The sequence below is a fragment of the Streptomyces sp. NBC_00859 genome, assembly GCF_045161865.1.
In the GTDB taxonomy this organism is placed as follows: Bacteria; Actinomycetota; Actinomycetes; order Streptomycetales; family Streptomycetaceae; genus Streptomyces.
In genome coordinates this window covers 3,614,816-3,638,803 of the sequence record NZ_CP108826.1, presented here as the reverse complement: position 1 = coordinate 3,638,803, position 23,988 = coordinate 3,614,816, and the positions used below count along the sequence as shown (strand labels likewise).

Annotated in this window: 19 protein-coding genes; 12 read left to right on the top strand and 7 right to left on the bottom strand. The window is 72.0% G+C overall.

Annotated features, from left to right (window positions below; translation table 11 throughout):
* Positions 1–17 precede the first annotated feature (17 nt).
* Positions 18–1,385, top strand: a complete 1,368-nt coding sequence (locus tag OG584_RS15615) for an aspartate aminotransferase family protein (protein WP_405778435.1) — start codon at positions 18–20, stop codon at positions 1,383–1,385.
* A 44-nt stretch (positions 1,386–1,429) separates the two neighbouring features.
* Here OG584_RS15615 and OG584_RS15610 read toward each other — a convergent pair whose 3' ends face one another.
* The gene (locus OG584_RS15610; protein WP_405778434.1) at positions 1,430–4,816 is read right to left on the bottom strand and encodes a hypothetical protein; all 3,387 of its coding nucleotides are present in this window, start codon (positions 4,814–4,816) and stop codon (positions 1,430–1,432) included.
* Between the two features lie 212 nt (positions 4,817–5,028).
* Here OG584_RS15610 and OG584_RS15605 point away from each other — a divergent pair, with 212 nt between their 5' ends.
* The 4 genes from OG584_RS15605 (at position 5,029) to OG584_RS15590 (ending at position 10,680) form a co-directional block, all read left to right on the top strand.
* The gene (locus tag OG584_RS15605; RefSeq protein WP_405778433.1) at positions 5,029–6,483 is read left to right on the top strand and encodes a hypothetical protein; all 1,455 of its coding nucleotides are present in this window, start codon (positions 5,029–5,031) and stop codon (positions 6,481–6,483) included.
* Positions 6,484–6,712: 229 nt separating this feature from the next.
* Positions 6,713–7,423, top strand: a complete 711-nt coding sequence (locus tag OG584_RS15600; protein WP_405778432.1) for a GntR family transcriptional regulator — start codon at positions 6,713–6,715, stop codon at positions 7,421–7,423.
* A 2-nt stretch (positions 7,424–7,425) separates the two neighbouring features.
* The gene (locus OG584_RS15595) at positions 7,426–9,843 is read left to right on the top strand and encodes a dolichyl-phosphate beta-glucosyltransferase (RefSeq protein ID WP_405778431.1); all 2,418 of its coding nucleotides are present in this window, start codon (positions 7,426–7,428) and stop codon (positions 9,841–9,843) included.
* 186 nt (positions 9,844–10,029) lie between these two features.
* Positions 10,030–10,680, top strand: coding sequence for a hypothetical protein (locus OG584_RS15590; RefSeq protein ID WP_405778430.1), 651 nt, complete (start codon positions 10,030–10,032; stop codon positions 10,678–10,680).
* Positions 10,681–10,764: 84 nt separating this feature from the next.
* On the opposite strand, the gene OG584_RS15585 is transcribed toward OG584_RS15590, so the two are convergent.
* On the bottom strand, positions 10,765–11,118 hold the full coding sequence (locus OG584_RS15585; protein ID WP_405778429.1) for a hypothetical protein: 354 nt from the start codon (positions 11,116–11,118) through the stop codon (positions 10,765–10,767).
* A 65-nt stretch (positions 11,119–11,183) separates the two neighbouring features.
* Complete coding sequence (locus OG584_RS15580) at positions 11,184–11,639, bottom strand: DUF3515 family protein (RefSeq protein WP_405778428.1); 456 nt, start codon at positions 11,637–11,639, stop codon at positions 11,184–11,186.
* A 163-nt stretch (positions 11,640–11,802) separates the two neighbouring features.
* Here OG584_RS15580 and OG584_RS15575 point away from each other — a divergent pair, with 163 nt between their 5' ends.
* Positions 11,803–12,867: an NAD-dependent epimerase/dehydratase family protein gene (locus OG584_RS15575; RefSeq protein WP_405778427.1), complete on the top strand. Its 1,065-nt coding sequence runs from the start codon at positions 11,803–11,805 to the stop codon at positions 12,865–12,867.
* 110 nt (positions 12,868–12,977) lie between these two features.
* Here the strand turns inward: OG584_RS15575 and OG584_RS15570 are convergent, their stop codons facing one another.
* Complete coding sequence (locus OG584_RS15570; protein ID WP_405784092.1) at positions 12,978–14,147, bottom strand: benzoate/H(+) symporter BenE family transporter; 1,170 nt, start codon at positions 14,145–14,147, stop codon at positions 12,978–12,980.
* Positions 14,148–14,585: 438 nt separating this feature from the next.
* On the opposite strand from OG584_RS15570, the gene OG584_RS15565 reads away from it, so the two are divergent.
* Positions 14,586–15,407 carry a class I SAM-dependent methyltransferase gene (locus tag OG584_RS15565; protein WP_405778426.1) on the top strand — a complete coding sequence of 274 codons (822 nt, stop codon included), beginning with the start codon at positions 14,586–14,588 and terminating at the stop codon, positions 15,405–15,407.
* Positions 15,408–15,452: 45 nt separating this feature from the next.
* On the opposite strand, the gene OG584_RS15560 is transcribed toward OG584_RS15565, so the two are convergent.
* Positions 15,453–16,229 (bottom strand): SLATT domain-containing protein, encoded by a 777-nt coding sequence (locus tag OG584_RS15560; protein WP_405784090.1) that lies wholly within the window; start codon positions 16,227–16,229, stop codon positions 15,453–15,455.
* A 539-nt stretch (positions 16,230–16,768) separates the two neighbouring features.
* Here OG584_RS15560 and OG584_RS15555 point away from each other — a divergent pair.
* From OG584_RS15555 to OG584_RS15545, 3 genes are all read left to right on the top strand, one after another.
* A complete protein-coding gene (locus OG584_RS15555; RefSeq protein WP_405778425.1) occupies positions 16,769–17,104 on the top strand; it encodes a YbaB/EbfC family nucleoid-associated protein in 336 nt (111 codons plus the stop codon).
* A 114-nt stretch (positions 17,105–17,218) separates the two neighbouring features.
* The gene (recR, locus tag OG584_RS15550; RefSeq protein ID WP_405778424.1) at positions 17,219–17,818 is read left to right on the top strand and encodes a recombination mediator RecR; all 600 of its coding nucleotides are present in this window, start codon (positions 17,219–17,221) and stop codon (positions 17,816–17,818) included.
* Positions 17,811–18,467, top strand: coding sequence for a DUF5063 domain-containing protein (locus tag OG584_RS15545; RefSeq protein ID WP_405778423.1), 657 nt, complete (start codon positions 17,811–17,813; stop codon positions 18,465–18,467). The genes recR and OG584_RS15545 overlap by 8 nt, the downstream gene beginning before the upstream one ends.
* 190 nt (positions 18,468–18,657) lie before the next feature.
* Here OG584_RS15545 and OG584_RS15540 read toward each other — a convergent pair whose 3' ends face one another.
* Positions 18,658–19,224 carry a peroxiredoxin-like family protein gene (locus tag OG584_RS15540; RefSeq protein ID WP_405778422.1) on the bottom strand — a complete coding sequence of 189 codons (567 nt, stop codon included), beginning with the start codon at positions 19,222–19,224 and terminating at the stop codon, positions 18,658–18,660.
* The gene (gene sigJ, locus OG584_RS15535; protein WP_405778421.1) at positions 19,221–20,414 is read right to left on the bottom strand and encodes an RNA polymerase sigma factor SigJ; all 1,194 of its coding nucleotides are present in this window, start codon (positions 20,412–20,414) and stop codon (positions 19,221–19,223) included. The genes OG584_RS15540 and sigJ overlap by 4 nt, the downstream gene beginning before the upstream one ends.
* A gap of 335 nt (positions 20,415–20,749) precedes the next feature.
* On the opposite strand from sigJ, the gene OG584_RS15530 reads away from it, so the two are divergent.
* Both OG584_RS15530 and OG584_RS15525 read left to right on the top strand, forming a co-directional pair.
* On the top strand, positions 20,750–21,862 hold the full coding sequence (locus tag OG584_RS15530) for a DUF1996 domain-containing protein (RefSeq protein ID WP_405778420.1): 1,113 nt from the start codon (positions 20,750–20,752) through the stop codon (positions 21,860–21,862).
* Between the two features lie 257 nt (positions 21,863–22,119).
* Positions 22,120–23,940, top strand: a complete 1,821-nt coding sequence (locus tag OG584_RS15525; RefSeq protein WP_405778419.1) for an adenylyl cyclase — start codon at positions 22,120–22,122, stop codon at positions 23,938–23,940.
* The last annotated feature ends 48 nt before the right edge of the window (positions 23,941–23,988 follow it).

The window sequence follows — 23,988 nt, the reverse complement described above, 5'->3', positions numbered from 1 at the left end:
TCTCTACGCTGGGCCGTATGACCCCTCAGACCCAGCAGCCCGACCCCCGGACAGGTGCCGCCGTCAAGGCCGCCGACCGTGCCCATGTGTTCCACTCCTGGTCCGCCCAGGACCTGATCGACCCGCTCGCCGTCGCCGGCGCCGAGGGTTCGTACTTCTGGGATTACGAGGGCAACCGGTACCTCGACTTCGCCAGCGGTCTCGTCTTCACCAACATCGGCTACCAGCACCCGAAGGTCGTCGCCGCGATCCAGGAGCAGGCGGCGACGATGACGACGTTCGCCCCCGCCTTCGCGGTCGAGTCGCGCTCCGAGGCCGCACGCCTCATCGCCGAGCGCACCCCCGGCGACCTCGACAAGATCTTCTTCACCAACGGTGGCGCCGAGGCCGTCGAGAACGCCGTCCGGATGGCGCGTCTGCACACCGGCCGTACGAAGGTGCTGAGCGCCTACCGCTCGTACCACGGCGGCACCGCGACCGCGATCAACCTCACCGGCGACCCCCGCCGCTGGGCGTCCGACACGGCGTCCGCCGGTGTGGTGCACTTCTGGGCGCCGTTCCTCTACCGCTCGCCCTTCTACGCGACCACCGAGGCCGAGGAGAGCGCCCGTGCGCTCCAGCACCTCGAGGACACCATCGCCTACGAGGGTCCGCAGTCGGTCGCCGCGATCATCCTCGAAACCATCCCCGGCACCGCGGGCATCATGATCCCGCCGCCCGGTTACCTCGCGGGTGTCCGGGAGATCTGCGACCGGTACGGCATCGTCTTCATCCTCGACGAGGTGATGGCCGGCTTCGGCCGCACGGGCTCCTGGTTCGCCGCCGACCTCTTCGATGTCACCCCGGACCTGCTGACCTTCGCGAAGGGCGTCAACTCGGGGTACGTCCCGCTGGGCGGCGTCGCGATCTCCGGCGAGATCGCCGAGACGTTCGCCAAGCGTCCGTTCCCCGGCGGGCTCACCTACTCCGGCCACCCGCTGGCCTGCGCGGCAGCCGTCGCGACGATCAAGGCCATGGAGGAGGAGGACATCGTCGGCCAGGCCGCCCGCCTCGGCACCGACATCCTGGCCCCCGCCCTCGCGGACCTGGCCGCACGGCACCCGTCGGTCGGCGAGGTGCGCGGTGTGGGCGCCTTCTGGGCGCTCGACCTCGTACGGAACAGGGAGACGCACGAGCCACTGGTCCCGTACAACGCGACGGGTGAGGCCAACGCGCCGATGGCGGCGTTCGGAGCTGCGGCGAAGAAGCTCGGCCTCTGGCCGTTCATCAACATGAACCGCACGCACGTGGTCCCGCCGTGCAACATCACTGAGGCGGAGGCCAAGGAGGGCCTGGCGGCGCTGGACACGGCGCTCTCGGTGGCCGACGAGCACGCGGTCGCGTAGCCGCCGCCGAGTTCGCGGCAGGGGGGCGCTGAGACCGGCCGGCCTCAGCGTTCCCCGCACGTACTCCGGTACGCGACCGACGGCAGGTAGGTCCGCCACTGGGCGCGCGACAGTCCGCCGGCCGCCCGCGCGCACACCGCTGCGGCCGCCCGCGCCGGCCGCAGCTCCACGGCGCGTGACGGCGTGTGCGGGGTGGTCACGCGCAGCCCGGAGCCGTCGTGGGTGAAGGCCAGCGCCAGCACGGGGCCGTCCACGGGCGGCAGCTCCGCGCCCGCGGTGTCCGGGTCCGCGGTGTCCCACATCCGCAGCCCGCCGTCCTTGTCGCCCACGGCGACCCTGCGCCCGTCCGCCGAGAAGGCGAGCGCCGGCACGTGCCAGCCGGGCACCGCCCCGCTGGACGGCACACCGAGAGCGAGCACGGCGAGCAGCCGGGTGCCGGAGCCGTTCCACAGCGTGACGCGCCCGTTCATGTCGCTCATCGCGAGGTGGCGGCCGTCCGGACCGAAGGCGGCGCCGTCGAGCACGTCCTCGCCGCGCATGACGCGCGTCGTGCGGCCGGTGCGCGGATCGGTCAGCTCACGTGTGGAGTTGAGGGTCTGCCCCCGGGGCCCGGTCACCTTCACCGGGCCGGGGCGGCGGCGCGGCGCCCGCTTCGGGTGCCAGTCCACGCCGACCGCGCTGTCCAGGGCGACCGTGTGCACGGCATGGGCCCCGCCGCCGCTCTCCTCGTACCGCAGGACCCGGTGTGCCATGTCCAGGGTGAGTCCCGCCAGGCCGGAGCCCCTCGCAGGTGTGCGCAGCACCGGTCTCGCCGGGTCGGCCAGGCGCCAGAGCTGGACCGCGTCATCGGTGAGCGTCGCCGCGTACGCGCCGTCCGGGCTGAACTCCGCCTCGGAGAGGCCCGGTACGGAGACGCGCGGGCGTTCGTGCCCGGAGCGCACGTCCCAGGTACGGAGCGCCCCGTGCGCGGTGGCCGTGTTCATCGTGAAGGCGAGGGCCGCACTGTCCGGTGTGAACACGAAGTCCTGGGTGTCGCAGAGATCGCGCGCCGCCCACGGCACCGGCACCTTCCGGTGCCGTGGAACATCCCATACCTGGAGCGGTCCGCCCGCGCAGTACGCCATCAGCCGGCCGTCCGGGCTCACCTGGACGGCCCGGACCTCGTCGCGCGGTTCCGGGACGGTGAGCAGCGGGCGGCCGGCGCGCGGGTCCCACAGCTGGAGGTCGCGCCGGTAGTGGCTGACGGCGTAGGCCCGCCCGTTCGCCGTGAACCAGCCGGTGCCGGGGCCCTTCCCCGCGCCTCCGAAGACCCGGCCGGTCAGCCGCCCCGCCGCCAGGTCCCACATCCGCAGCCCGCCCGGCACGGACACTGCGGCGGTCCGGGTGTCCGGGCTGACAGCGGTGATCCGTTTCGCGTACGCCCCGAGCCCCGCGTACGACGGCAGCCGCCGGTGCGTGGTGATGTCCCACCGGTCGGTGCGTCCGGGGCCGATCACCGTCAGCGTGCGGCCGTCGGTGCTCGTCCGGCGCCAGGTGTCGTTGTTGTCCGCGGCGAACTCCGCCGAAGGGCCGCCGAAGACATCCAGGTCGCGCTGGGCGGCGGCCCCGTACAGCGCGCTGCGGGTCTCCGGGAGATCGGCGATCCGCCAGGCCGCGACGCTGAGCCGCATGGCGGCCCGGGGATCGGTCGTGCGCAGTACGGAGACGGCCGCGGCCACCCTCCGTGCCTCGGCCTCGGCCGCGTGCCGTGAGGCGATCCGGCTCTGCCGCCCGACGGTCAGGCCCGCGACGACCGCGACGCAGAGCAGCACGGCGAGCGTGACGGTGAGGGCGCGCAGGCGGCGGGTGGTGCGGGCCGCCGCACGCAGAGCGCTGTCGTGCCCGTCGAGACTCGCGCTGAGGAAGTCCCTCTCCGTCGCCGTGAGTCCAGAGGGGCCGGGGCCGGGGCTGGTGCGACCGGGCGGGCTGGGATACGAAGCGGTGGGCGCAGGCCCGGCGGAGCGGGGCGCGGCCGTACCGGCGCCGAACGCGTCCCGGGCGGAGGCCAGCCGCATCCCCCGGTACAGCGCCCCCGGATCCCGCCCCAGCTCTTCCCACGCGCGCGCGGCGTCCGTCAGCTGCCGGTGCAGGCGCAGCCGTTCGCGGTCCTCCTCGATCCAGCCGCGCAGCCGGGGCCAGGAGCTGATCAGCGCCTCGTGGGCCAGCTCCACGGTCGTGGTTCCCGCGGTCAGCAGGCGGGCACCGACCAGTTGTTCCAGCACGGCGGCGGTCTCCGGCGATGTCCCCAGCTCGGTGCGGGTGACCGGGCGCCGGGTGTCCTGGGTGCCGTCGCCCGGGGAGATCAGCCGCAGGAGCAGGGCCCGCGCCGTGCGGGCCCGGTCGGCGGTGAACCCGGAGTAGACCTCTTCGGCGGTGTGGGCTATCGCGCCCCGCACCCCGCCCACCGCCTCGTACGCGGCGACCGTCAGCGTCCTGCCGCGCCGCCTGCGCCACACCTCCCGCAGCGCGTGCGCCATCAGCGGGAGGCCGCCCGGCTCGTCCGCCACATCGGCGACGATGCGTGCCGTCAGCGACCGCTCGACGATCAGCCGCTCCGCCGTCGCCGGGCCGACGACGGCCTCCCGTAACTGCGCCCTGCTCATCGGGCCGACGAGCAGGGTCGCGTCCCGCAGTGCGGAGGCCAGCGCCCGGTGTTCGGCGCACCGGCCGTAGAAGTCCGCGCGTACTGCGACGACGACACGTGCGCCGCCGGTCAGCAGCAGAGAGATGAACTCGGCGCGCTCGGAAGGGTCGTGGCAGAGCGTGAACAGCTCCTCGAACTGGTCGACCACGACGACCGTGCCGCCGGAGTCCGCGCTGCCGTCCTGCCCGCCGCCCGCCGTGATCCGCGGCGCGTGCGTGCGGACCGGATGCCCGCCAGGGGTCAGGACACGGATCGCCGCGGGCCGTGGGCCGTCCGCCGTGCGCAGTACCGGGATCAGCCCGGCCCGCAGCAGTGAGGACTTGCCGCTGCCCGACGCGCCCACGACCGCCACGAAGCGGCGGCGCGCGGTCAACTCGGTCAGTTCGGCCACCAGATCGGCCCGGCCGAAGAAGTGGCCGCCCGCTTCGACACGAGCCAGCCCCGGGTAGGGCGAGACGGTGTCCGTGTCATCGGGCGCCGGCTCGTCGGCGGCCGCGGCCTCTCGCCAGCGCTGCTCCCAGTGGCCGAGGTCGCCGCCGCACGCAGCCACATAGGCGAGCGCCACCGGCAGCGTCGGCAGCCGCTCACCGGACGCGGCGGCGGAGAGCGTCGGCGCGGAGTACCGGCCACCGGCAGCCATCGTCCGGTACGTGGGCCCTTCCGCCTCGCCCCGCAGCTTGCGCAGCTCGTACGCGAAGCGCTGCACCGGACCCGCGCCCGGGTCCAGCGGCCTCTCTGGACGACCCATGCCACCACGGTAATTGATGGGCGTGGCGGGAGGGGGCTGCCCATCAACTCGACAGAGGCTGAGCTGGCACGACGTACCCCTCCCGAGCACCGGAGCCCGTCATCGCCACCGCTCTGCGGACCGCCCCCGCGACCCACGACCCTGCCGCCCCGGCCACCGAACCGCCCCGCCCGCCCCGGCCGTCGCCCCGTACTGCCGTCGCCCTGCCCGCCGTGGCGGCGCTCGCCGTGGGGCTGTGGGGCATCCGGCGCGACGGCACTCTCTGGGGTGACGAGGCAGTGACGTACGAGATGGCGCACCGCAGCGTCGCCGGGATCTGGCGGACGCTCGGCACCGTCGACGCCGTCCACGGTCTCTACTACCTGCTGATGCACGCCGTGTTCGCGCTCCACGACGGCGGGCTCACCACGCTGCGGCTGCCGTCCGTCCTCGCGGTGTCGGCCGCATCCGCAGGCGTCGCGCTCATCGGCCACCGGCTGGCGGGACCGCGGGCGGGGCTGCTCGCCGGGCTCGTCATGCCGCTGATCCCGGCGGTGCAGCGCTACGCACAGGAGGGCCGCTCGTACGCGCTGGTCTGCGCCCTCGTCGTCTGGGCGACCTGGCTGCTGCTGACGAAACGCTGGGTCGCATACACGGCGGCCATGCTGACGGCCTGTCTGCTGCACGAGTTCGCGGTGCTGGCGGTGGCAGCACACGGCGTGACGGTGTTCGCGGGCCGGGCCGGTGGTGCGATCGGGACGCGTGCTTCGGTGCAGGCCGGTGACGCGGGCCGGGCTGGTGGTGCCGTCGGGGCGCGTGGTCCGGGCCGGGCCGACCCGGAGCGGCACGGGTTCGCGGGGTCACGGCGGGCGTTCGTGTGGGCGGCCGGATGTGTCGTGGCCGGTCTCGCACCGCTCGCGGTCTTCTCCACCTCCCAGTCCGCGCAGGTCGAATGGATCGGCAGGCCGGGCGCCGGCACGCTCATCGGGTACGCGGCGCTGGCCGCCGGGGCATGGGTCTGCGCCCGCATCCGGCTGCCACCCGGCGTGCACGCGCTCGCGCTCCCGCTGCTGCTCGTCCCCGCCGGGGTGCTGCTCGCGGCGTCCTACCTCCACCCGCTGTACGTCGACCGCTACGTCCTCTTCAGCTCCGCCGGTCTCGCGCTGCCGGCCGGTGCGGTCCTGGACCGGTGCTGGTCCCGGACCGTCGCGCTGGCCGCGGTCGCCGCCGCACTGGTCGCGCTCCTGCCCGTCGGCCTGGAGCTGCGGACCCCGCAGAGCCGCAAGAACGACGTGACGGCGGTCTCCGCGGCCGTTGAAGCCACCGGGCGTTCCGGCGGCTTCGACGGGGTGCTCTTCACCCCTGCCAGGCGCCGGGCGTGGACGCTGTGGCGGCCCGCCGACTTCCGCGGGCTCCCCGATCTCTCGCTCGCCCGCGCGCCGCGCGCCTCCCACACGCTGTTCGGCACCGAGCTGCCACCGGACCGGATCCGCGAAAGGATCATCGCCGCGCGGCGCATCGTGGTCGTCTCCGATCTGCCGGGACAGCCGCTGGACGCCGGTGTTCAGGAGGCCGTGAAGCGCCGGACCCTGCGCACGTACTTCGTGAACTGCGGCAGTAGGAAGATCACCTCGGCTCTGATCACTGTCTACGCGCGCGCCGGAGGCTGTCCGGACAGGACCCCATAGGGTCCTCGCACTATGGCCGCCCGGTCGCACGGGCCCGCACCGCGTCTCGCGGCGTTGCCGAAAAGCCCAGGTGGCTCTTCCCCCAAGGCCTTGAGGGCCAGCGGGGGACCCCCATCCTGGACTCTCCGGCGCCTTGCGATGCACGGCACCGGCCCAGGCGACCTCATCGGACCCTCGCAGCGCAAGGACCCCTTAGGGTGTCCGGAGTCGGACGAGGGGAAACAAGACGATGCCCGCGAGCGGAGCGGTGACCCGCAGTACTCTGCGGCAGCAGATCGCCGACGCGCTGCGTGACGAAGTGCTTGCGGGCCGTCTCCAACCGGGCGAGATCTTCACCGTCAAGCAGATCGCCGAGGGATACGGGGTCTCGGCGACCCCGGTCCGTGAGGCGCTCGTCGAGATGACCGCGCAGGGGCTGCTCGACTCGGACCAGCACAAGGGTTTCCGGGTCCACGAGTACACCGTCGACGACTACTGCGCGATGGTCGAGGCCCGCTCGCTGATCGTCGACGGTATCTTCCGGCGGCTCGCGGTGCGCGGGGTGTCCGGCGAGCTGCTGCTGTCCGTGCGCCGCCGGGCCGAAGAGGCCGGGCAGGCCGCGCGGACCGGCAGCCTGGAGATCCTCATCGGATACGACCTGCGGTTCTGGCGTGAGCTCGGCGCGCTCACCGGCAACCGCTACATCTCCGACTTCCTGCACCGGTTGCGCGTGCAGTGCTGGGTGTTCGCCGTGCCGTATCTGCGTGGCCGTGCGGAGCAGGAGGAGTGGCTGTGGCAGGGGCACGAGCAGCTGGTCGACGCGGTGACGAGCAATGACGGCGACCGGGCACACGCGTTGATCGAGGCGTACAACGCGCACGCCGTCCGCTGGGCGAAGCGGCTGCGCGGTCCCGGGGCGGCCCAGCCGTCCGGACGTCCGTCCGGCGGGCCCGCCCTGTGAGTGTGGTGGATACCCCCGTGGTGGAGCTGTCGGTTGTCGTGCCCGCGTACAACGAGGAGGGCCGTCTCGGTCCCACGCTGGACGCCGTCCGGGCGTACCTGGACGAAGGCCGGGACGTCTGGGAACTGCTGGTCGTCGACGACGGATCGGCCGACGGCACCGCGCGCATCGCCCGCGAGGCCGCGGCAGCCGACCCCCGGGTCCGGCTGGTCAGCAGTGCGGGAAACCGTGGCAAGGGGCACGCCCTGCGGCTCGGTGTGGCAGCTTCGAGAGGCGCGCGGGTGCTCGTCACCGACGCCGATCTGGCCACACCCATCGAGGAGCTCGGCCGGCTCACCGAGGAGCTGGAGGCCGGGTACGAGGCCGCGGTCGGCTCGCGGGCCCACCCCGACTCCAGCGTCGAGGTGCACCAGGGGCGGCTGCGCGAGTGGATGGGACGGATGGGCAACCGGCTCATACGGGCCGTCGCCGTCCCCGGCATCCGCGACACCCAGTGCGGGTTCAAGCTCCTGGACGGTGACAAGGCGCGTGAGGCGTTCGCCGACGCGCGGCTCGACGGGTGGGGCATCGACGTCGAGATACTCCAGTACTTCCGGCGCCGCGGCTGGGCGGTCGCCGAGGTCCCGGTGCGCTGGTCGCACCAGGAGGGCTCCAAGGTCGGCCCGCTCGACTACCTGCGGGTGCTCGCGGAACTGATCCGGCTGAAGGCCCGCGCGGTGCGCCGCGTCGACCTGGCGGTCTGCGGCCTCTTCCTGCTGGCGTCCGTCCTGCTCTACAAGAACCTCTGGGCCGACCTCGGCCACGGCTACCTCCGCGACTCGCTCCAGGACCAGAACCAGTGGGAGTGGTTCTTCGCGGTCACCGCAGACAACGTCGCGCATCTGCACAACCCGCTCTTCACCACCGCGCAGAACTTCCCCGCCGGTGTGAACCTCATGGGCAACACCCCCATGCTGGGGCTCTCCGTCCCGCTCACACCGGTGACGCTGGCCTTCGGGCCGACCGTGACATGGGCGCTGGTGCTGACCGGCGGGCTCGCCGCGACGGCCGCCGCCTGGTATTGGCTGATCGCCGGACGCCTGGTCCGCAACCGGTGGGCCGCGGCGCTCGGCGCGGCCCTCGCAGCCTTCGCACCGCCGATGATCTCGCACGGCAACGCGCACCCCAACTTCCTGGTGCTGTTCATGATCCCGGTGATCATCGACCGGGTGCTGCGGCTCTGCGAAGGGGAGCACGCCGTACGGGACGGGGTGCTGCTCGGCCTCTTCGCGACGTACCAGGTCTTCCTCGGCGAGGAGCCGTTCCTGCTGGCGGCCCTCGGCATGCTGCTCTTCGCCCTGGCCTACGGGCTGCTGGACAGAGAGGCGGTCCGGGCGGCGTGGCGTCCGCTGCTCAAGGGGCTCGGGGTCGCCGCACTCACCGCGCTGCCCCTGGTCGCGTACCCGCTCGCCTGGCAGTTCTTCGGCGCGCAGAGCTACCACAGCGTGCTGCACGGGAACAACGCGGGCAACAGCCCGCGCGCCCTCCTGGAGTTCTCCGGACGCGCCCTTTTCGGCAGCGACGCGACGGCCGACAAGCTGGCGCTGAACCGGACCGAGCAGAACGCCTTCTACGGCTGGCCGCTGGTGGCGCTGGCCTTCGCGATCACGGTACGGCTGTGGCGGCACGCGCTGGTCAAGGCGCTGGCGTTCACCGCGGTGGCCGCCGCGGTCCTCTCGCTGGGGCAGAAGATCCGTATCCCTTACACGGATGTGGTGTTCCCGGGGCCGTGGCGGGCGCTGGCGCACCAGCCGCTCTTCGATTCGGTGATCGAGGGCCGGGTCGCGATGATCTGCGCCCCGGCGCTCGGGGTGCTGGTCGCGCTCGCCGCGGACCGGCTGATACGGACCAGGGTCCGCGCGTACCGGGCCCTGGGGGCCCTCGCGGTCGCCGCCGCCCTGGTCCCGATCGTGCCCACGCCGATGCCGGTGCAGAAGCGGCCGGACGTCCCGGCGTTCATCGCGGACGGCATGTGGAAGAAGTACGTGGGACCCGGCGAATCCGTGGTCCCGGTGCCGCTGCCCGACCCGGGCAGTGCGGAGGCCCTGCACTGGCAGTCGGCCACCGGGGTCCACTTCCCGGTGCCCGGCGGCTACTTCAACGGGCCGTTCGGGACAGAGCGCACGGGCATCTACGGGGCGCCGCCACGCTTCACGTCGAACCTCTTCCGGGACGTCCGCTACGGCGCGAAGATCCCGGTGATCGGCCCCCACTGGCGGGCGCAGGCCCAGTACGACCTGGCCTACTGGAAGGCCGGAGTGGTCGTCATCCCGCCGGAGGACAACGACGCGGCCCTGTACGTCACCGTGCAGAAGCTGCTCGGTCGGCCGGGCGAGCGGATCGGCGGCGCTTGGGTCTGGCACGTGGGCAAGGGCAGCTGACTCCGCGGTGGCGCCGGTCCTTCTCCGGTGCTGCGGGCACGCACCGGAGAAGGAGGAACGCCGGCGAAGAACGCGGCCACCGCGCGGAGGAGACGGCCGGGGGTCTTCGCGCAGCGTGAACCGAGCATTACGCTGGCCCGACAAGCCCGCTCGGGGGGCAACCCCCGAACCCCGCTAGGAGCCCCGTTGGCATGTGACCTGTGGCTGGTCCCCCTCGTCGATGTGCTGTGCCACAGCCCCGACAACCCCTTCGCGGAAGAGATAGCCGTCTACGACAAGGCACTCGGCGAAGCCGGTCTGCCGTCCGTCCCCGTCTTCGCCTATATGCCGGGCCTGTCCGGCGACGTGGCCCCGGTGGCCGGTTTCGACTACGACGCCCTGCACTTCCTGCGGCGCGCGTACCTCCTGAAGATCTGCGGCCTCGAAGTCGCCCCGGTCGACGACCTGGGCAGCGACTACGAACAGCTCCTGGAGATGTTCGAGTCCACGGCGCAGCAGTCCCATCTGGTGTGGCACTACGACCACGCTGGCGCGTATGTCCCGGTCGACTTCGCCGCACCGCTGTCCAACGACGAACTTCTGGAGGGCGGCGGCCCGCTGGGCTCCTCCCATGGCCTGCTCCGCGAACTGGAGCTGGTGGCAGGGGCCATCGGAATCGACGCGGCGAACCCCCCGGCGACACCGCAGGCCCCGTCCCGTCCGACCGCGCTGGAGGAACCGGCGGGCCCGGTCCCGCACGACGACAGCCCGTTCGCCCGGGAGCGTCACGTGTGGCTGGGGCTGCACGCGGCGGCCACGCGCAGCCTGGCGCAGGGGTCGATGATCGTCTTCAGCTGACGGGACGGTGGGGGAGCCCGGGGGCCTCGGAGCAGATGAGGCTCCCGGGCGGCCCCGGCCTCCGGCATCCATCGGGTCAGCGGGTCACACTGCCGCGGAGACCATCGCCACCAGACAGGCGAACAAGCCGCAGCCGAACGTGGTTCTGGCGCAGATCCGCGCGCTTCGGAGCCAGGGCAGCCGCCTGGCGCGCCCCACTGCCAGGGCCGCCGGGGCCGCGACGAAGGGCAGCGCCGCGGCTGCCAGCATGGCGATCCCCCAGCCGAGCGAGGGCGAAGTGCCTTCCGGCATCTCCGCCCTGCCCAGAGCACTCAGCGTCTGCTGTGCGCCATTGAACGCGAGCGGAAGCGCGGCCAGCAGGCCCGGAAGCAACGCCAGGAGAATCACCGCCACCGCACCCGCGGCGCGGACCGCCCGGTCCCTCGCACCTGATTCCATGCCGGCCTCCGTTCTCTGCGGCGTCTGCCGGTCACATCATCCCTGAGGCCCCGGGCGTCAGGGGCTCAGACGTCGTCGGGGCCGAGGCACTTCGAATACCTCCTGATCGGCTCGACCGTCCTGCTCAACTCGACCAGGACGCCGTCGATGGCGGCGACGTGGCCGGAGATCACCGCTTCCACAGCGGGATCGCGTCCGAAGGTGACGATCGTCCTGCTGCCACCCGCGGTCCGGCTGTCCCGGACGATCCAGTCCACGCCGTTGACACTCACACAGGCGTCAACGGTCGGGGCCGGCGGCTTGAGGCCGCAGCGCAGCACCACCGCCTTGTCTCCCCATACGGCCACCCCCGGGCGGCCGGTGAAGGTCAGCTCCTGCCCGGCGAGCCGGTGCGGGTACCGGTGGGAGGCCCGCTCGCAGGCGGGTGCCCCTCCGCCCGGCGGGGCCGCCACGTCGTACTCGGGCGCGCTCCACTTCCGTACCGCCGGCACACCGACGACCAGGATGCCGGCCGCTGCCACAGCGATGATCATTCGCTTCCGGGAAACACGCACCACAGCGGGGAACCTCTCCTGAACGGCACAGCCTGCACGGTCGCCCTCCCGCGTCGCACGGGCCGTCGCCCGAAGCGGCCAGGACCAACGGAACGTACACCAGGGCCCGTCCGCCCGTACCCTTCACAGCATGCGTGTACTTGTCACTGGAGGCGCCGGTTTCATCGGCTCGCACATCGTCGCCGACCTGGCGGCCCGCGGGCACGAACCGGTGGTGTTCGACGCCCTGTTGCCGGCTGCGCACGCGCAACGGCCCGCCCCCACCGGGGCGGAGTGGATCGAGGCCGATGTCCGCGACCGGGCCGCGGTGGCTGGGGCCCTGCGCGGGGTGGACGCGGTGTGCCATCAGGCGGCGATGGTCGGCCTCGGCAAGGACTTCGCCGATGCGCCCGACTATGTGAGCTGCAACGATCTGGGCACCGCCGTGCTGCTCGCCGCCATGGCGGACGCGGGCGTCCGGGACCTGGTGCTGGCCGGGTCCATGGTGGTCTACGGGGAGGGCCGTTACGACTGCTCCCGGCACGGCGTCGTCCGCCCCGGCCCGCGCGCGCCCGCCGATCTGGAGGCGGGCAGGTTCGAGCCCGTCTGCCCGCAGTGCGGTGACGACGTGGCGCCCGGCCTCGTCGGGGAGGACGCGCCGGTCGACCCGCGGAACGTGTACGCGACGACGAAGCTCGCCCAGGAGCACCTGGCCGCCGCGTGGGCGCGGGCATCCGGCGGCCGGGCGATCGCGCTGCGCTATCACAACGTGTACGGGCCGGGCATGCCGCGGGACACCCCGTACGCGGGTGTGGCGTCCTTCTTCCGTTCGTCGCTGGCACGTGGTGCTGCGCCGGTCGTCTTCGAAGACGGCGGACAGCGGCGGGACTTCGTCCACGTGAGCGACATCGCGTCCGCCAACACCGCCGCACTGGAGGGGGTTGCGTCCCGTGCGGACGGCGAGCTGCGCGCGTACAACGTGGGCAGCGGGGAGCCGCACACCATCCTGGAGATGGCGCAGGAGCTCGCGACCGCGTACCCGGGCCCCGCACCCCGGGTGACCGGGGACTTCCGGCTGGGGGACGTCCGGCACATCACGGCCTCGTCCCAGCGGATCAGGTCCGAACTGGGCTGGCTGCCGGCGGTGGAGTTCGCCGCGGGCATCGCCGGCTTCGCGCATGCGTCGATGCGGGCCCCGGCGGTGGAACCGGCCTGAGGCGTCACGGGGGCCGGGAGTCCCCGCCCGGCAGACGGCCCGGCCGGGGCAGCCCCTCGACAGGCCAGGGGCCGGCCGCTCCACGGGACACGGCCGGCCGGGCAGGCCCCCTACGCGGCCGCTTTCCGCCGGTGGGTGAGGACGAGGTGGGTCAGTACACCGAAGCCCAGCCCCCAGAACGCCGAACCGATACCGAAGAGCGTGAGCCCGGAGGCCGTGGCGAGGAAGGTGATGAGGGCCGCCTCGCGGTCCTTCTCCTCCTTCACCGCCCCCGTCAGGCTGCCCGCCAGGGCCCCCAGCAGCGCCACTCCGGCGATCGCGGCCACCAGCTCCTTGGGCAGCCCCGCGAACAGGGCCACAAGCGCTGAGCCGAATGCCCCGATGACCAGGTAGAACGCGCCGCAGGACACGCCCGCCACATAGCGGCGCCGCGGGTCGCTGTGGGCCTCGGGGCCGGTGCAGATGGCGGCGGTGATCGCGGCCAGATTGACCGCGTGCGAGCCGAACGGCGCGAGCACGGTGGAGACCAGACCGGTCGAGCCGATCAGCAGACGGTCCTTCGGCTCGTACCCGGAAGCGCTGAGCACCGCCATGCCCGGTGCGTTCTGCGAGGCGAGCGTCGCGAGGGTCAGCGGCACCGCGATACCGACGAGCGAGGCCGGCGAGAAGTCCGGTGCGGTGAACACCGGCCGTGCCAACTCCAGTCCGCCGAGGTGGACATGGAGACGCGAGCCGGCCGCACTGGCCACCACGCCTGCGGCCAGGGCGGCCAGAACCGCGTAACGGGGGAGCCAGCGCTTGGCCAGCAGGTACGCGATCAGGACCGAACCCGCTATGTAGGGGGCGGATGTGAGCGAGGTGAAGGCCCCGGTGCCGAACGAGAACAGGATGCCCGCGAGCATCGCCGAGACGACGGCTCCCGGTACCTGCCGCATCAGCCACCCGAACACACCGGTCATTCCGATGAGGGCCACCACCACCCCGCTCACCAGGAAGGCGCCGATGGCTTCCGGGTACGAGTAGGCACCCAGGCTGGTGACCAGCAGCGCCGCACCCGGTGTGGACCAGGCGGTGATCACCGGCATGCGGGTCCGCAGGCTCAGAGCGATGCAGGTCACGCCGCTGCCGATGGAGATCGCCCATACCCAGGAGCTGGTCTGTGCGGAGCTCAGGTGCCCGGCGGACGCCGCGGAGAGCACGATCACCAGCGGTCCCGAGTACGACACGACGACCGCCACCAGACCTGCCAGCACCGCGGACAGCGAGGCGTCACGGAGCAGACCGGCGAACGGACCGGCCGGCCGGTCCGCCGCCCCGGACCGGGACGGAGGAGCCCCAGGGGCCGTGTCGAGTGCCAGGCCCCGGGCCGTTTCCGGCCCCTGCCGCTGTGCCTGTCTCGGCGCCTGTTCCTGCGTCTGCTCGGGGTCCCTCTCCTGTCCGGGGACGGGCGCGACCGGGCCCAGGGGTGGTGCGCCGTCGGGTGGGATGGGTGCGGGGTGGCTCAACGGTCATCCTTCACGGCCCGTTCCGGGCCTGTTCGAGGTCGGCGGCGAGGTCCGCCGGACTCTCCCCACCACGTGTAGCGACAGCATGCCGCTGAAATCCGCCGGGCATCGGGCAGTTGGGGAACGTCGGCGCGAACAGGCAGTCGCGCGGGGCCGGGCGGCAGCGGCCCGGGGCGCCGGCGACCCGCAGCGGGGCCGGAATAGGCTCGGGCCATGACGACGACACTTCAAGAGGCGTTTCTGCGGGAGTTCCACGCGGAGCGCCCGGCAGTGACAGCGGACGCGTTCGGTGGCGGCCGCGCCGCCGACGGCCGGTCCAGTTACGAAATCCTGTGTGACCGGGTCGCGGGGGACAGGAGGGTGCTGGATCTCGGTTGCGGTGACGGCCTGCTGCTGGAGCTGCTCGCCCGGACCGGTGACGACCGGCAGCTCACGGGTGTGGACCTGTCGCCAGAGGCCCTGCAACTCGCCCGGGAACGCCACTCGTTGTCCGGGGCCACGCTGTTGGAGGGCCGGGCTCAGCACCTTCCCTTCGCAGGCGGCAGTTTCGACGCCTGCGTGTCCCACATGGCGCTGATGCTGATGGGAGAGGTCGAACAGGTCATCGCGGAGATCGCCCGGGTGCTGTCTCCCGGAGGCACGCTCGCCTGTGTGATCGGCGGCGGCGCCGTCGGGGGCGAAGCCTACGAGTTGTTCGTCGGACTGCTGCGATCAGCGGTCATGGCGGCCCCCGCTGCGCAGCACATCCCCGCGCTGGGTGACAGGAGGGTACGGAGCCGTGACGGGTTCGACAGCATCGTCGGGCCGGCCGGCTTCGCACCGGTCGAATGGGAGACCGTCCCCATCGACCTGAGCGGCCCCGTGGAACAGGTGTGGGCGTCGGTGTCCGGTGTCTATGACGTCGGCCCCCTCGACCCGCCCACCGTCGCGTCCCTGCGGGAGGCGTTCTTCACCGGGGCGCAGGAGCTGGCGATGCCGGACGGGCGCGTGCCGTGCGGGATGAAGGTCCATGTCGCGACCGCGCGACTGCGCTGAGGAGACCAGGCCGGCCGGAGGCCCTGGTGCCGCGGCGGACAGCCGTTACCGCGACGGCGACTCGGGCGGGCGCTGGCGCGGCATGTTGGGGCGTACGCCCAGCGCCGGCACCGTCCGGCCCAGGGGCACCGGCTCCCCGGGGGCCCGTGCCCCGCCGGGGCCCCGTACCGATCCGGGTACGGTGCCGCCCGTCCGGAACCCGATCATCCACTCCGTTGTCTCGTCCCGCACGAGGTCCGTCACGTCGTCCGAGAACCTCCGCAGCACCCCCAGACAGCGCTCGGTGGCCTCGCTCGCGGTGCCGTCCGCCGGGCCGAGCACTTCGCGGACGCTCTCCGACGCCCAGTCGAACTGCAGCACCTGGAGCCGGCGCTGCACCGCCTGCGCCGTCGCCACGTCCCGCATCCACCCGGCCGTCAGCCCGAACCAGCGATCGCACGCCGCGCACGCCACCCCGGCCAGCAGCGCCGGATAGCCCCACTCCGCCGCACCGTGCAGCCCGGCCGCCAGGTCGAGCAGTGGCAGCAGCGCCCCCACGAGTGCGCCCCCGGCCGCCCCGGCCCGCAGGGCCCGCGCCCCCCGTCGCTTCCAGGTCCGGTCGGCCATGTACCAGCCCGCAGTCCGCAGGGCGGCCGACTCCACCCACCGGTACAGCTCGTCCAGGCGCTCGACGGGCTCCGCCCAGTCACCCGGAGGAAACGGCTCACCGGTCAGGTCGGCCCCGGGATCGGCGGGAGCGCCCGTACCGGTACCGGTGCCGGTATCCGCACTCGCACGGGCGCCGGGATCAGCCGCCCCGCCCGGCCCCGTACCCGGCTCCACGCTCTGATCCGCCCCCGCTCCGGTCCCGGTGCCCGCCCAGGAGCTGATGCCGTTGCCCCCCGGCCGTACGGCGTCTTCCCCGGGCTGCGGAATGTCCGGCTGGCCCACCAGGTGTCTCCCCTCCGTCACGTACGGTGCGCGCTCGCCCACCGGTCGCCCCGGAACGCGCGGAACGCCGACCGCGCTGATCGCTTCTCCACGCGAACGCTGCTGACGCGAGTGCCCTTCATACCGCCGAATGGTGGGCCCTGGCGCCGTTATGCCAGGGTTTACGACTCCGTGCGGGCTGTGATCAGGTATAGGAGCCTCCGTGCACTCACCCGAAAGAGTTGGTCCCCGCGGTGGAGGGCGGGGCGCGCGGGGAACACGTAGGCTCGTTTTACCGGCGCAGGAGCTTCAGGGAGGCCTGGAGGCTTTCGCCGGAGCGCGGCGGAAACGCGGCGGTAAGCAGTAGCTACGCAGAGCGAACGCAAGTGAAGTGCGGCAGGACCACGGTCCTGGCGCAGTCGGAATGTCGTCGAACAGCCTCGGAGTGACCCGTGATTCCCGGTGGTGGCCAGCCCAACATGCAGCAGCTGCTTCAGCAGGCCCAGAAGATGCAGCAGGACCTCGCGACGGCTCAGGAGGAGCTGGCGCGGACCGAGGTCGACGGCCAGGCGGGCGGCGGTCTGGTCAAGGCCACCGTCACCGGCTCCGGTGAGCTGCGCGGCCTGGTGATCGACCCCAAGGCCGTCGACCCGGACGACACGGAGACCCTCGCCGACCTGATCGTCGCCGCGGTCCACGCCGCGAACGAGAACGCGTCGGCGCTCCAGCAGGAGAAGCTCGGTCCGCTCGCCCAGGGGCTGGGAGGCATGCCGGGCCTCGGTATCTGAGGCCCGGTGGGCGCGTGACGCGCCGGCTTCCGAAGCTCGTCACGCTCCCGAGGTTCTAAGGGGACCTCGCACCAACTACCGTACGTTCCACAGCAGAACGAAAGAGGCGCTCCGTTGTACGAAGGCGTGGTCCAGGACCTCATCGACGAGTTGGGCAGGCTGCCCGGCGTCGGTCCCAAGAGCGCGCAACGGATCGCCTTCCACATCCTTCAGGCCGAGCCGGCCGACGTGCGCCGCCTCGCGCACTCGCTGCTCGAAGTAAAGGACAAGGTCCGGTTCTGCGCGGTGTGCGGCAACGTCGCGCAGGCCGAGCTCTGCGGGATCTGCCGGGACACCCGGCGCGACCAGACGGTCATCTGCGTCGTGGAGGAGCCGAAGGATGTCGTGGCCGTGGAGCGTACCCGCGAATTCCGCGGCCGCTACCACGTGCTCGGCGGCGCCATCAGCCCCATCGAGGGTGTCGGCCCCGACGACCTGCGGATTCGTGAACTGCTGGCAAGGCTCGCGGACGGCGCCGTCACAGAGCTCATTCTGGCGACCGACCCGAATCTGGAGGGCGAGGCCACGGCGACGTACCTCGCGCGCATGATCAAACCCATGGGTTTGAAGGTCACACGGCTGGCGAGTGGTCTCCCTGTGGGGGGAGACCTGGAATACGCGGACGAGGTCACGCTCGGTCGTGCCTTTGAGGGGAGACGACTACTCGATGTCTGACGCAACGCTGAACAAGGTCAAAGAGGACCCGAGCGACTTCGAGGTCCAGATCGCAGATCAGGTCGAGTCCTTCATCGTCGCCGTCACGGAGGTGGCGAAGGGCGACGAGCCGGACAGCGCGGTGCCCTTCCTGCTCCTCGAGGTCTCCCAGCTCCTCCTCGCCGGGGGCCGCCTCGGCGCTCACGAGGACATCCTCCCGGCCGACCGGTACGAGCCGGACCTCGGCCCGGAGCCCGATGTCGACGACCTGCGGGAGCGCTTCGCGCGCATCCTGGAGCCGATCGACGTGTACTCCGAGGTCTTCGACCCGTACGAGCCCCGCAAGGCACCCGTCGCCTGCCGTATCAGTGACGACCTCGCGGACATCCTCACCGACCTCCGCCACGGGATGGCCCACTACCGCGCCGGCCGGACGGCCGAGGCGATGTGGTGGTGGCAGTTCTCGTACTTCTCCAACTGGGGCTCCACCGCCTCGGCCGCGCTCCGCGCACTTCAGTCGCTGGTCGCCCATGTCCGCCTCGACCAGCCCCTCCCGGCTCTCGACGGCCTGGACACGGACCAGGACCTGAGCGAGGAAGTGCTGGCGGAGGAGGCGGGCCGGGTCATGGCCGAGGAGATCGGCGCCCCGCTGGGGCTCCCCTCGGTCTGAGGCCGGACCCCGTCACAGGACCGGTTGCGCGGCGGTTCCGGTTGCGCGGCGGTTCCTGTGGTGCGGCGGGTCCGCTCACTGCGTGCGGTCGTTCGTGCGGCGGGTCCGTTCGCGCCGCGTGCGGTGGGCGGCTCCTGCCGCGTGCCGACCGCACCGGCAGCGCGGCCACTTCACGTCGTGCGTGGTCCGCTCACGTCGTGCGGCCCGGCCTCCGTGCGGCCAGGTCCAGCAGTTCGTCCACCGGCCACTGGTCGTCCGCGTGGCGCCCGTAGTGGGCGGCCTCGATCCGGCCGTCCGGGGCGATCAGGAAGTCGGCGGGCAGGCCGAGCACCGTCTCGCCCTTGGCCGGGCCGGGCTTGCGGCCCCCTCGGATGTCCTTGAGCGTCGCCGGAGTGGCCCGTACGCCCGCCAGCCAGACCCTTGGGTGCAGGACCGCCTTCGGCGACGTCTCCACGCCGAACGCGGTGTAGAGCTCCCGGCCCGGGTCGGCGATCACGTCGAACGGCAGGCTGCCCTGGTGCGGCAGCATCTCTTCCCTGCGGGAGTGGAAGACGGCCGTCTCATGGATCCCCGCGGCCCGGATCTCGCTCCGGCGGTCCGCCATCGTCCGCAGATGCAGATTGCAGACCGGGCAGCCGGCGAAACGACGGAACTGCAGATGAGTCAGCCCGTCCGGGGCAGGTACGGACGTCTCACGTCCGAGGATCGTGGTGAGGGTGCGCACCGGTACGGTGTCGCCCGCTGCGAGCTTCGTCATGGCTTCTCCCGGTCGGTCGTCGGTTCTGCGGCTAGGTGTGCGGTTGCTGTGCCCGGGGATCCGGGTCGCTCCGGGACCGGGCCGGAGCCCGCGTCGCCGGGTGGCCGGTCCTGCTCGTCCACGATTCCGGTGAGCTTGTCGGGGTTGCTGACGTTGTAGATGTTGCTGATGCGGTTGTCATCCGGCGACAGGTCCAGCACCATCACACCGAGCGGCTCGCCGCCCGCGAACACGATGGCCGACGGATCGCCGTTGACCTGCCGGTAGCGAACGCTGAAGTCCAGGTCCCGCGCGGGCGGGTGGGCTGCGCGGGCCACCAGGAGACGCGCGACGTTGTCGCGTCCGGTGACCGGCCGCGGCCCTGCCGCGGGGGACTTCCCGCCTCCGTCGCTCCACAGCGTCACGTCGGGCGCGAGCATCTCCAGCAGGGCCGTGAGGTCGCCCCCGAACGCCGCGGCCACGAACCGCTCGGTGGTCCGCCGGATCATCCGCGGGTCGGCGCGGTAGCGCGGGCGCCTGGCCTGGACGTGCGCGCGTGCCCGGTGGGCGACCTGACGCACGGCGGCGGGCTTGCGGCCGACGATTCCGGCGATCTCCTCATGCGGGTACCCGAAGACCTCGTGCAGTACGAAGACCGCCCGCTCCAGGGGAGTCAGTGTCTCCAGCACCACCAGCATCGCCAGCGAAACCGAATCGGCACGCTCCGCGGCCTCCTCGCCGGTGACCGGCGTCGCAGGGCCGGAAGGGGGCACTGTGACCAGGGGTTCGGGCAGCCACTGGCCTACGTAGGTCTCCTTGCGGCGAGTGATGACCGCCTGCCGGGCGATGGCCAGATTGACCGCGATCCGTACGAGGTAGGCGCGCGGGTTCCGGACCGGTTCCGCGTCCCGTGCACCGTGCCGGGGCGCCCAGGCGAGCCAGGTCTCCTGGAGGACGTCCTCGGTGTCGGCGACGCTGCCCAGCATCGTGTAGACGAGCGAGAACAGCAGTTCCCGGTGGTCCAGGAACGTGACGGTCGCCGCGTCCGCCTCTGTTTCCGCGTCCGCCTCCCTGCCCGTATGCGGACCGCTCGGCCCGTCCGCCGGGACCGCTCGGTGCGACACGCCTGCGCCGTGCGCTACGTCCGCGCCGTGGGCCGCGCCCGCCGCCGGTTCGTCCGCCGCCGGCTCGTCGTTCGGGGTGTCGGGCATCCTGGCCTCCCTGTCGCCTCACCGTATGAGAGCGGTCCCGGGGGCCGGAGTGTGACACGGGCGGCGAAAAAAATGTCCCCGGGCCGAACGGACCGGCTACCGGACCGCTGCGTTCAGCCGGCGGCCCGAACCGGCCCCTGACATCGGACGCGCTGCCTTCACCCGCCGAACGCCCCACCGCCACCAGGGCAGTTCGGGCGGCCGGGCTCGCACTCCGGCTGTTAACGAGCTATTGACACGGTCTTGTCAGGAGCGGAACACTCCGAATTCGGGAGAGCGCTCTCCCACCGCATTCCCGCCCTCGTTTTCCCGCACTGACGCAGGAGGAGGTCTCCATGCCACGCAGGTCGAGAACCCTCACAGGACTGCTGCTGTCCACCGCCCTGGCCCTGACCACGGCCGGAATCGGCGGGGTCGTGATGACAGCCAGCGCATCGGCGGAAGCACCGGCCGCGACGGCCGCCGCCGCACATCCCAAGGCCGTTACCCCCGGCATGGCCGGGATGCCCGGCATGGGTGTGTCCACCAAGGCATCCGGTGACGACCCGGACGGCGACGGCTACATCATGGCCGACCCGCCGGTGACCGGAGTCACCCCGTCGACGTACGACCCGCCGCACCGGTACTTCCACGAGTTCCAGGCCAAGTGCGCCCCGAACCACACGGCGCCCGACGACCCGATCGTCTACCCCGGCCAGCCGGGGAAGTCCCACGACCACACCTTCATGGGCAACACCGGCACCGACGCCAACACCACCACCGCCTCGCTCGACCAGGGCAGCACCACCTGCCTGGCGCCCGGTGACAAGTCGGCCTACTGGATGCCCAGTCTGTACAACGGGGACGAGAAGATCCTCCCCGTCGGCCCGCAGACCATCTACTACAAGTCGAGTGTCAACGACTACACCAGCGTCCGGCCCTTCCCCAAGGGACTCCGGTTCACCGTCGGCAACCCCATGCAGAGCGCCGACGACTTCAAGAACCTGAAGGGCACGGTGGAAGGCTGGGAGTGCGGTACGCAGTACCACAACTTCGACTTCCCGATCTCGTGCCCGAACACTCCGGACACCCAGCTCAACATCCGCCTCCAGGCGCCCAGTTGCTGGGACGGTATCCATCTGGACACCCCGAACCACCAGAGTCACATGGCGTACCCGGTGGCGTCGGGCAACAACCAGAACGTCTGCCCGGCCGACCACCCGGTGGCTCTGCCGATGATCGAGTTCAAGATGGCGTGGCCCGTCAACGGCGACATGTCGAAGCTGCGGCTGGCCAGCGGCACCGGGCACTCGTTCCACTACGACTTCTTCAACGGGTGGGACGCGCCCACCCTCCAGGCCCTGGTCACGCACTGCATCAACGGTGGTCTCCAGTGCGACGCGCACGGCTATGACGAGTCCAACCCGTCCGCAGGCGCCGCGCTCAACGACGACTACGAACTGCCGTAGGTCTCCGGTCCGGACCGCACCGGACTCCGGAGCGTGCCGCACGTCGGCACGAGCCGCACATCGGATCGTGCCGACCTTCGCACCGCCCCGGTCTCCGGATCGTGCCGGACACTCTCCGGCGCATTCGGGAGAGCGCTCTCCCATCCCCTGTGCTCTCCCCGTCGCACTCCCGGATGCGCGCCGGACCCAGCACCTTCACTCCCCTTGCCGTCTCTTCGCCCCCGCCCGCATATCCGCCCCCACATACGCAGGTGACCATGACGCCCCCCGCACACCCCTCCCACGACCCTTCCAAAGCCACTTCCCGCGGCTTCTCCCGCCGCGCCGCGCTCGGGGGCCTCGCCGCCCTCGCCGCAGCCCCGGTACTCGCCGGCACGGCATCCGCGGCTCCGCTCCGTACCCGTACGCCCAACTCCCGTACCGCAGCGGCCGCCGAGCCCGATCTCGGGCCGAACGTCCTGGTCTTCGACCCGTCGATGCCGGTCGCCGACATCCAGGCCAAGGTCAGCTCGGTCTTCTCCACCCAGGAGTCGAACCAGTTCGGTACCGAGCGGTTCGCACTGCTCTTCAAGCCGGGCACCTACGACGGACTGGACGTCAACGTCGGCTTCTACACGCACGTGGCCGGCCTGGGCCTCTCGCCGGACGACGTCGACATCCACGGCCTGGTCCACGTCGAGGCCGACTGGATGCAGGGCAACGCCACCCAGAACTTCTGGCGCTCGGCCGAGAACCTCTCGGTCACCCCGACCAACGGCTCCAACCGCTGGGCCGTCTCCCAGGCCGCCCCGCTGCGCCGGGTCCACATCCGGGGCGAGGTGCCGCTGTGGAACGGCTACGACGGCTGGGCCAGCGGCGGGTTCATGGCCGACTGCAAGGTGGACGGCCGGGTGGTCTCCGGTTCTCAGCAGCAGTGGCTGACCCGTAACAGCGCGCTGGGGGAGTGGGCCGGGTCCGTCTGGAACATGGTCTTCGTGGGGGTCGACGGCGCACCTCCGCAGAACTTCCCCGACCCCTCGCACACCGTCGTCGACACGGCGCCGGTCATCCGCGAGAAGCCGTTCCTGTACGTGGACGGCTCCGGCGCCTACCGGGTGTTCGTCCCGGCTCTGAAGACCGCGACGCGCGGCATCACGTGGAGCGGGGGCGCGCAGGGCGACTCCATACCGCTGAGCGACTTCTACATCGCCAAGGAGGGGGACTCGGCGGCGGTCATCAACTCGGCTCTGGCGGCGGGCAAACACCTGCTCGTCACCCCCGGTGTCTACCGGCTGGACGACACTCTGAAGATCACCAAGGCCGGCACCGTAGTGCTCGGTCTCGGCATCGCGACCATCGTCCCCGGCGGTGGTGTGACCGCGATCTCCGTCGCCGACGTCGACGGAGTCAAGATCTCCGGACTGCTCGTCGACGCTGGTGCCACCGCATCGGATGTCCTGGTGCAGGTCGGCCCGGCCGGCGCGTCGGCCGACCACTCGGCTGATCCCACCCTGCTCCAGGATGTCTTCGTCCGGATCGGCGGTGCGCAGGCCGGCAGGGCCAGGACCAGTGTGGAGATCAACAGCAGCAACGTGATCGGCGACAACCTCTGGCTCTGGCGTGCGGACCACGGAACCGGGGTCGGCTGGGACGTCAACACGAGTGACAGCGGCCTGGTCGTCAACGGTGCGAACGTCGTCATGTACGGGCTGTTCGTCGAGCACCACCAGAAGACCGAGGTCGTCTGGAACGGCAACGGCGGCCGTACGTACTTCTTCCAGAACGAGATGCCGTACGACCCGCCGAACCAGGCCGCCTGGAAGGACGGCGCCCGCAACGGCTACGCCGCGTACCAGGTCGCGCCGTCGGTGAACTCGCACGAGGCCTGGGGGCTCGGGAGCTACTGCCTCTTCCTGGCCGATCCGTCGGTCGTGTCGGACAACGCCATCCAGGCGCCGGACGCGGCCGGGGTGAAGTTCCACGACATGGTCACGGTCTCGCTCGGCAACGACGGCACGATCAGCCACGTCATCAACGGGACCGGCGATCCGGTGAACAACGACAACACCGGCATCTCCTACCTCGTCAGCTACCCGTAACCGGCGCGCGGCCCACCCGCGCGGGCCCGCACGCATCCGCACGAGACA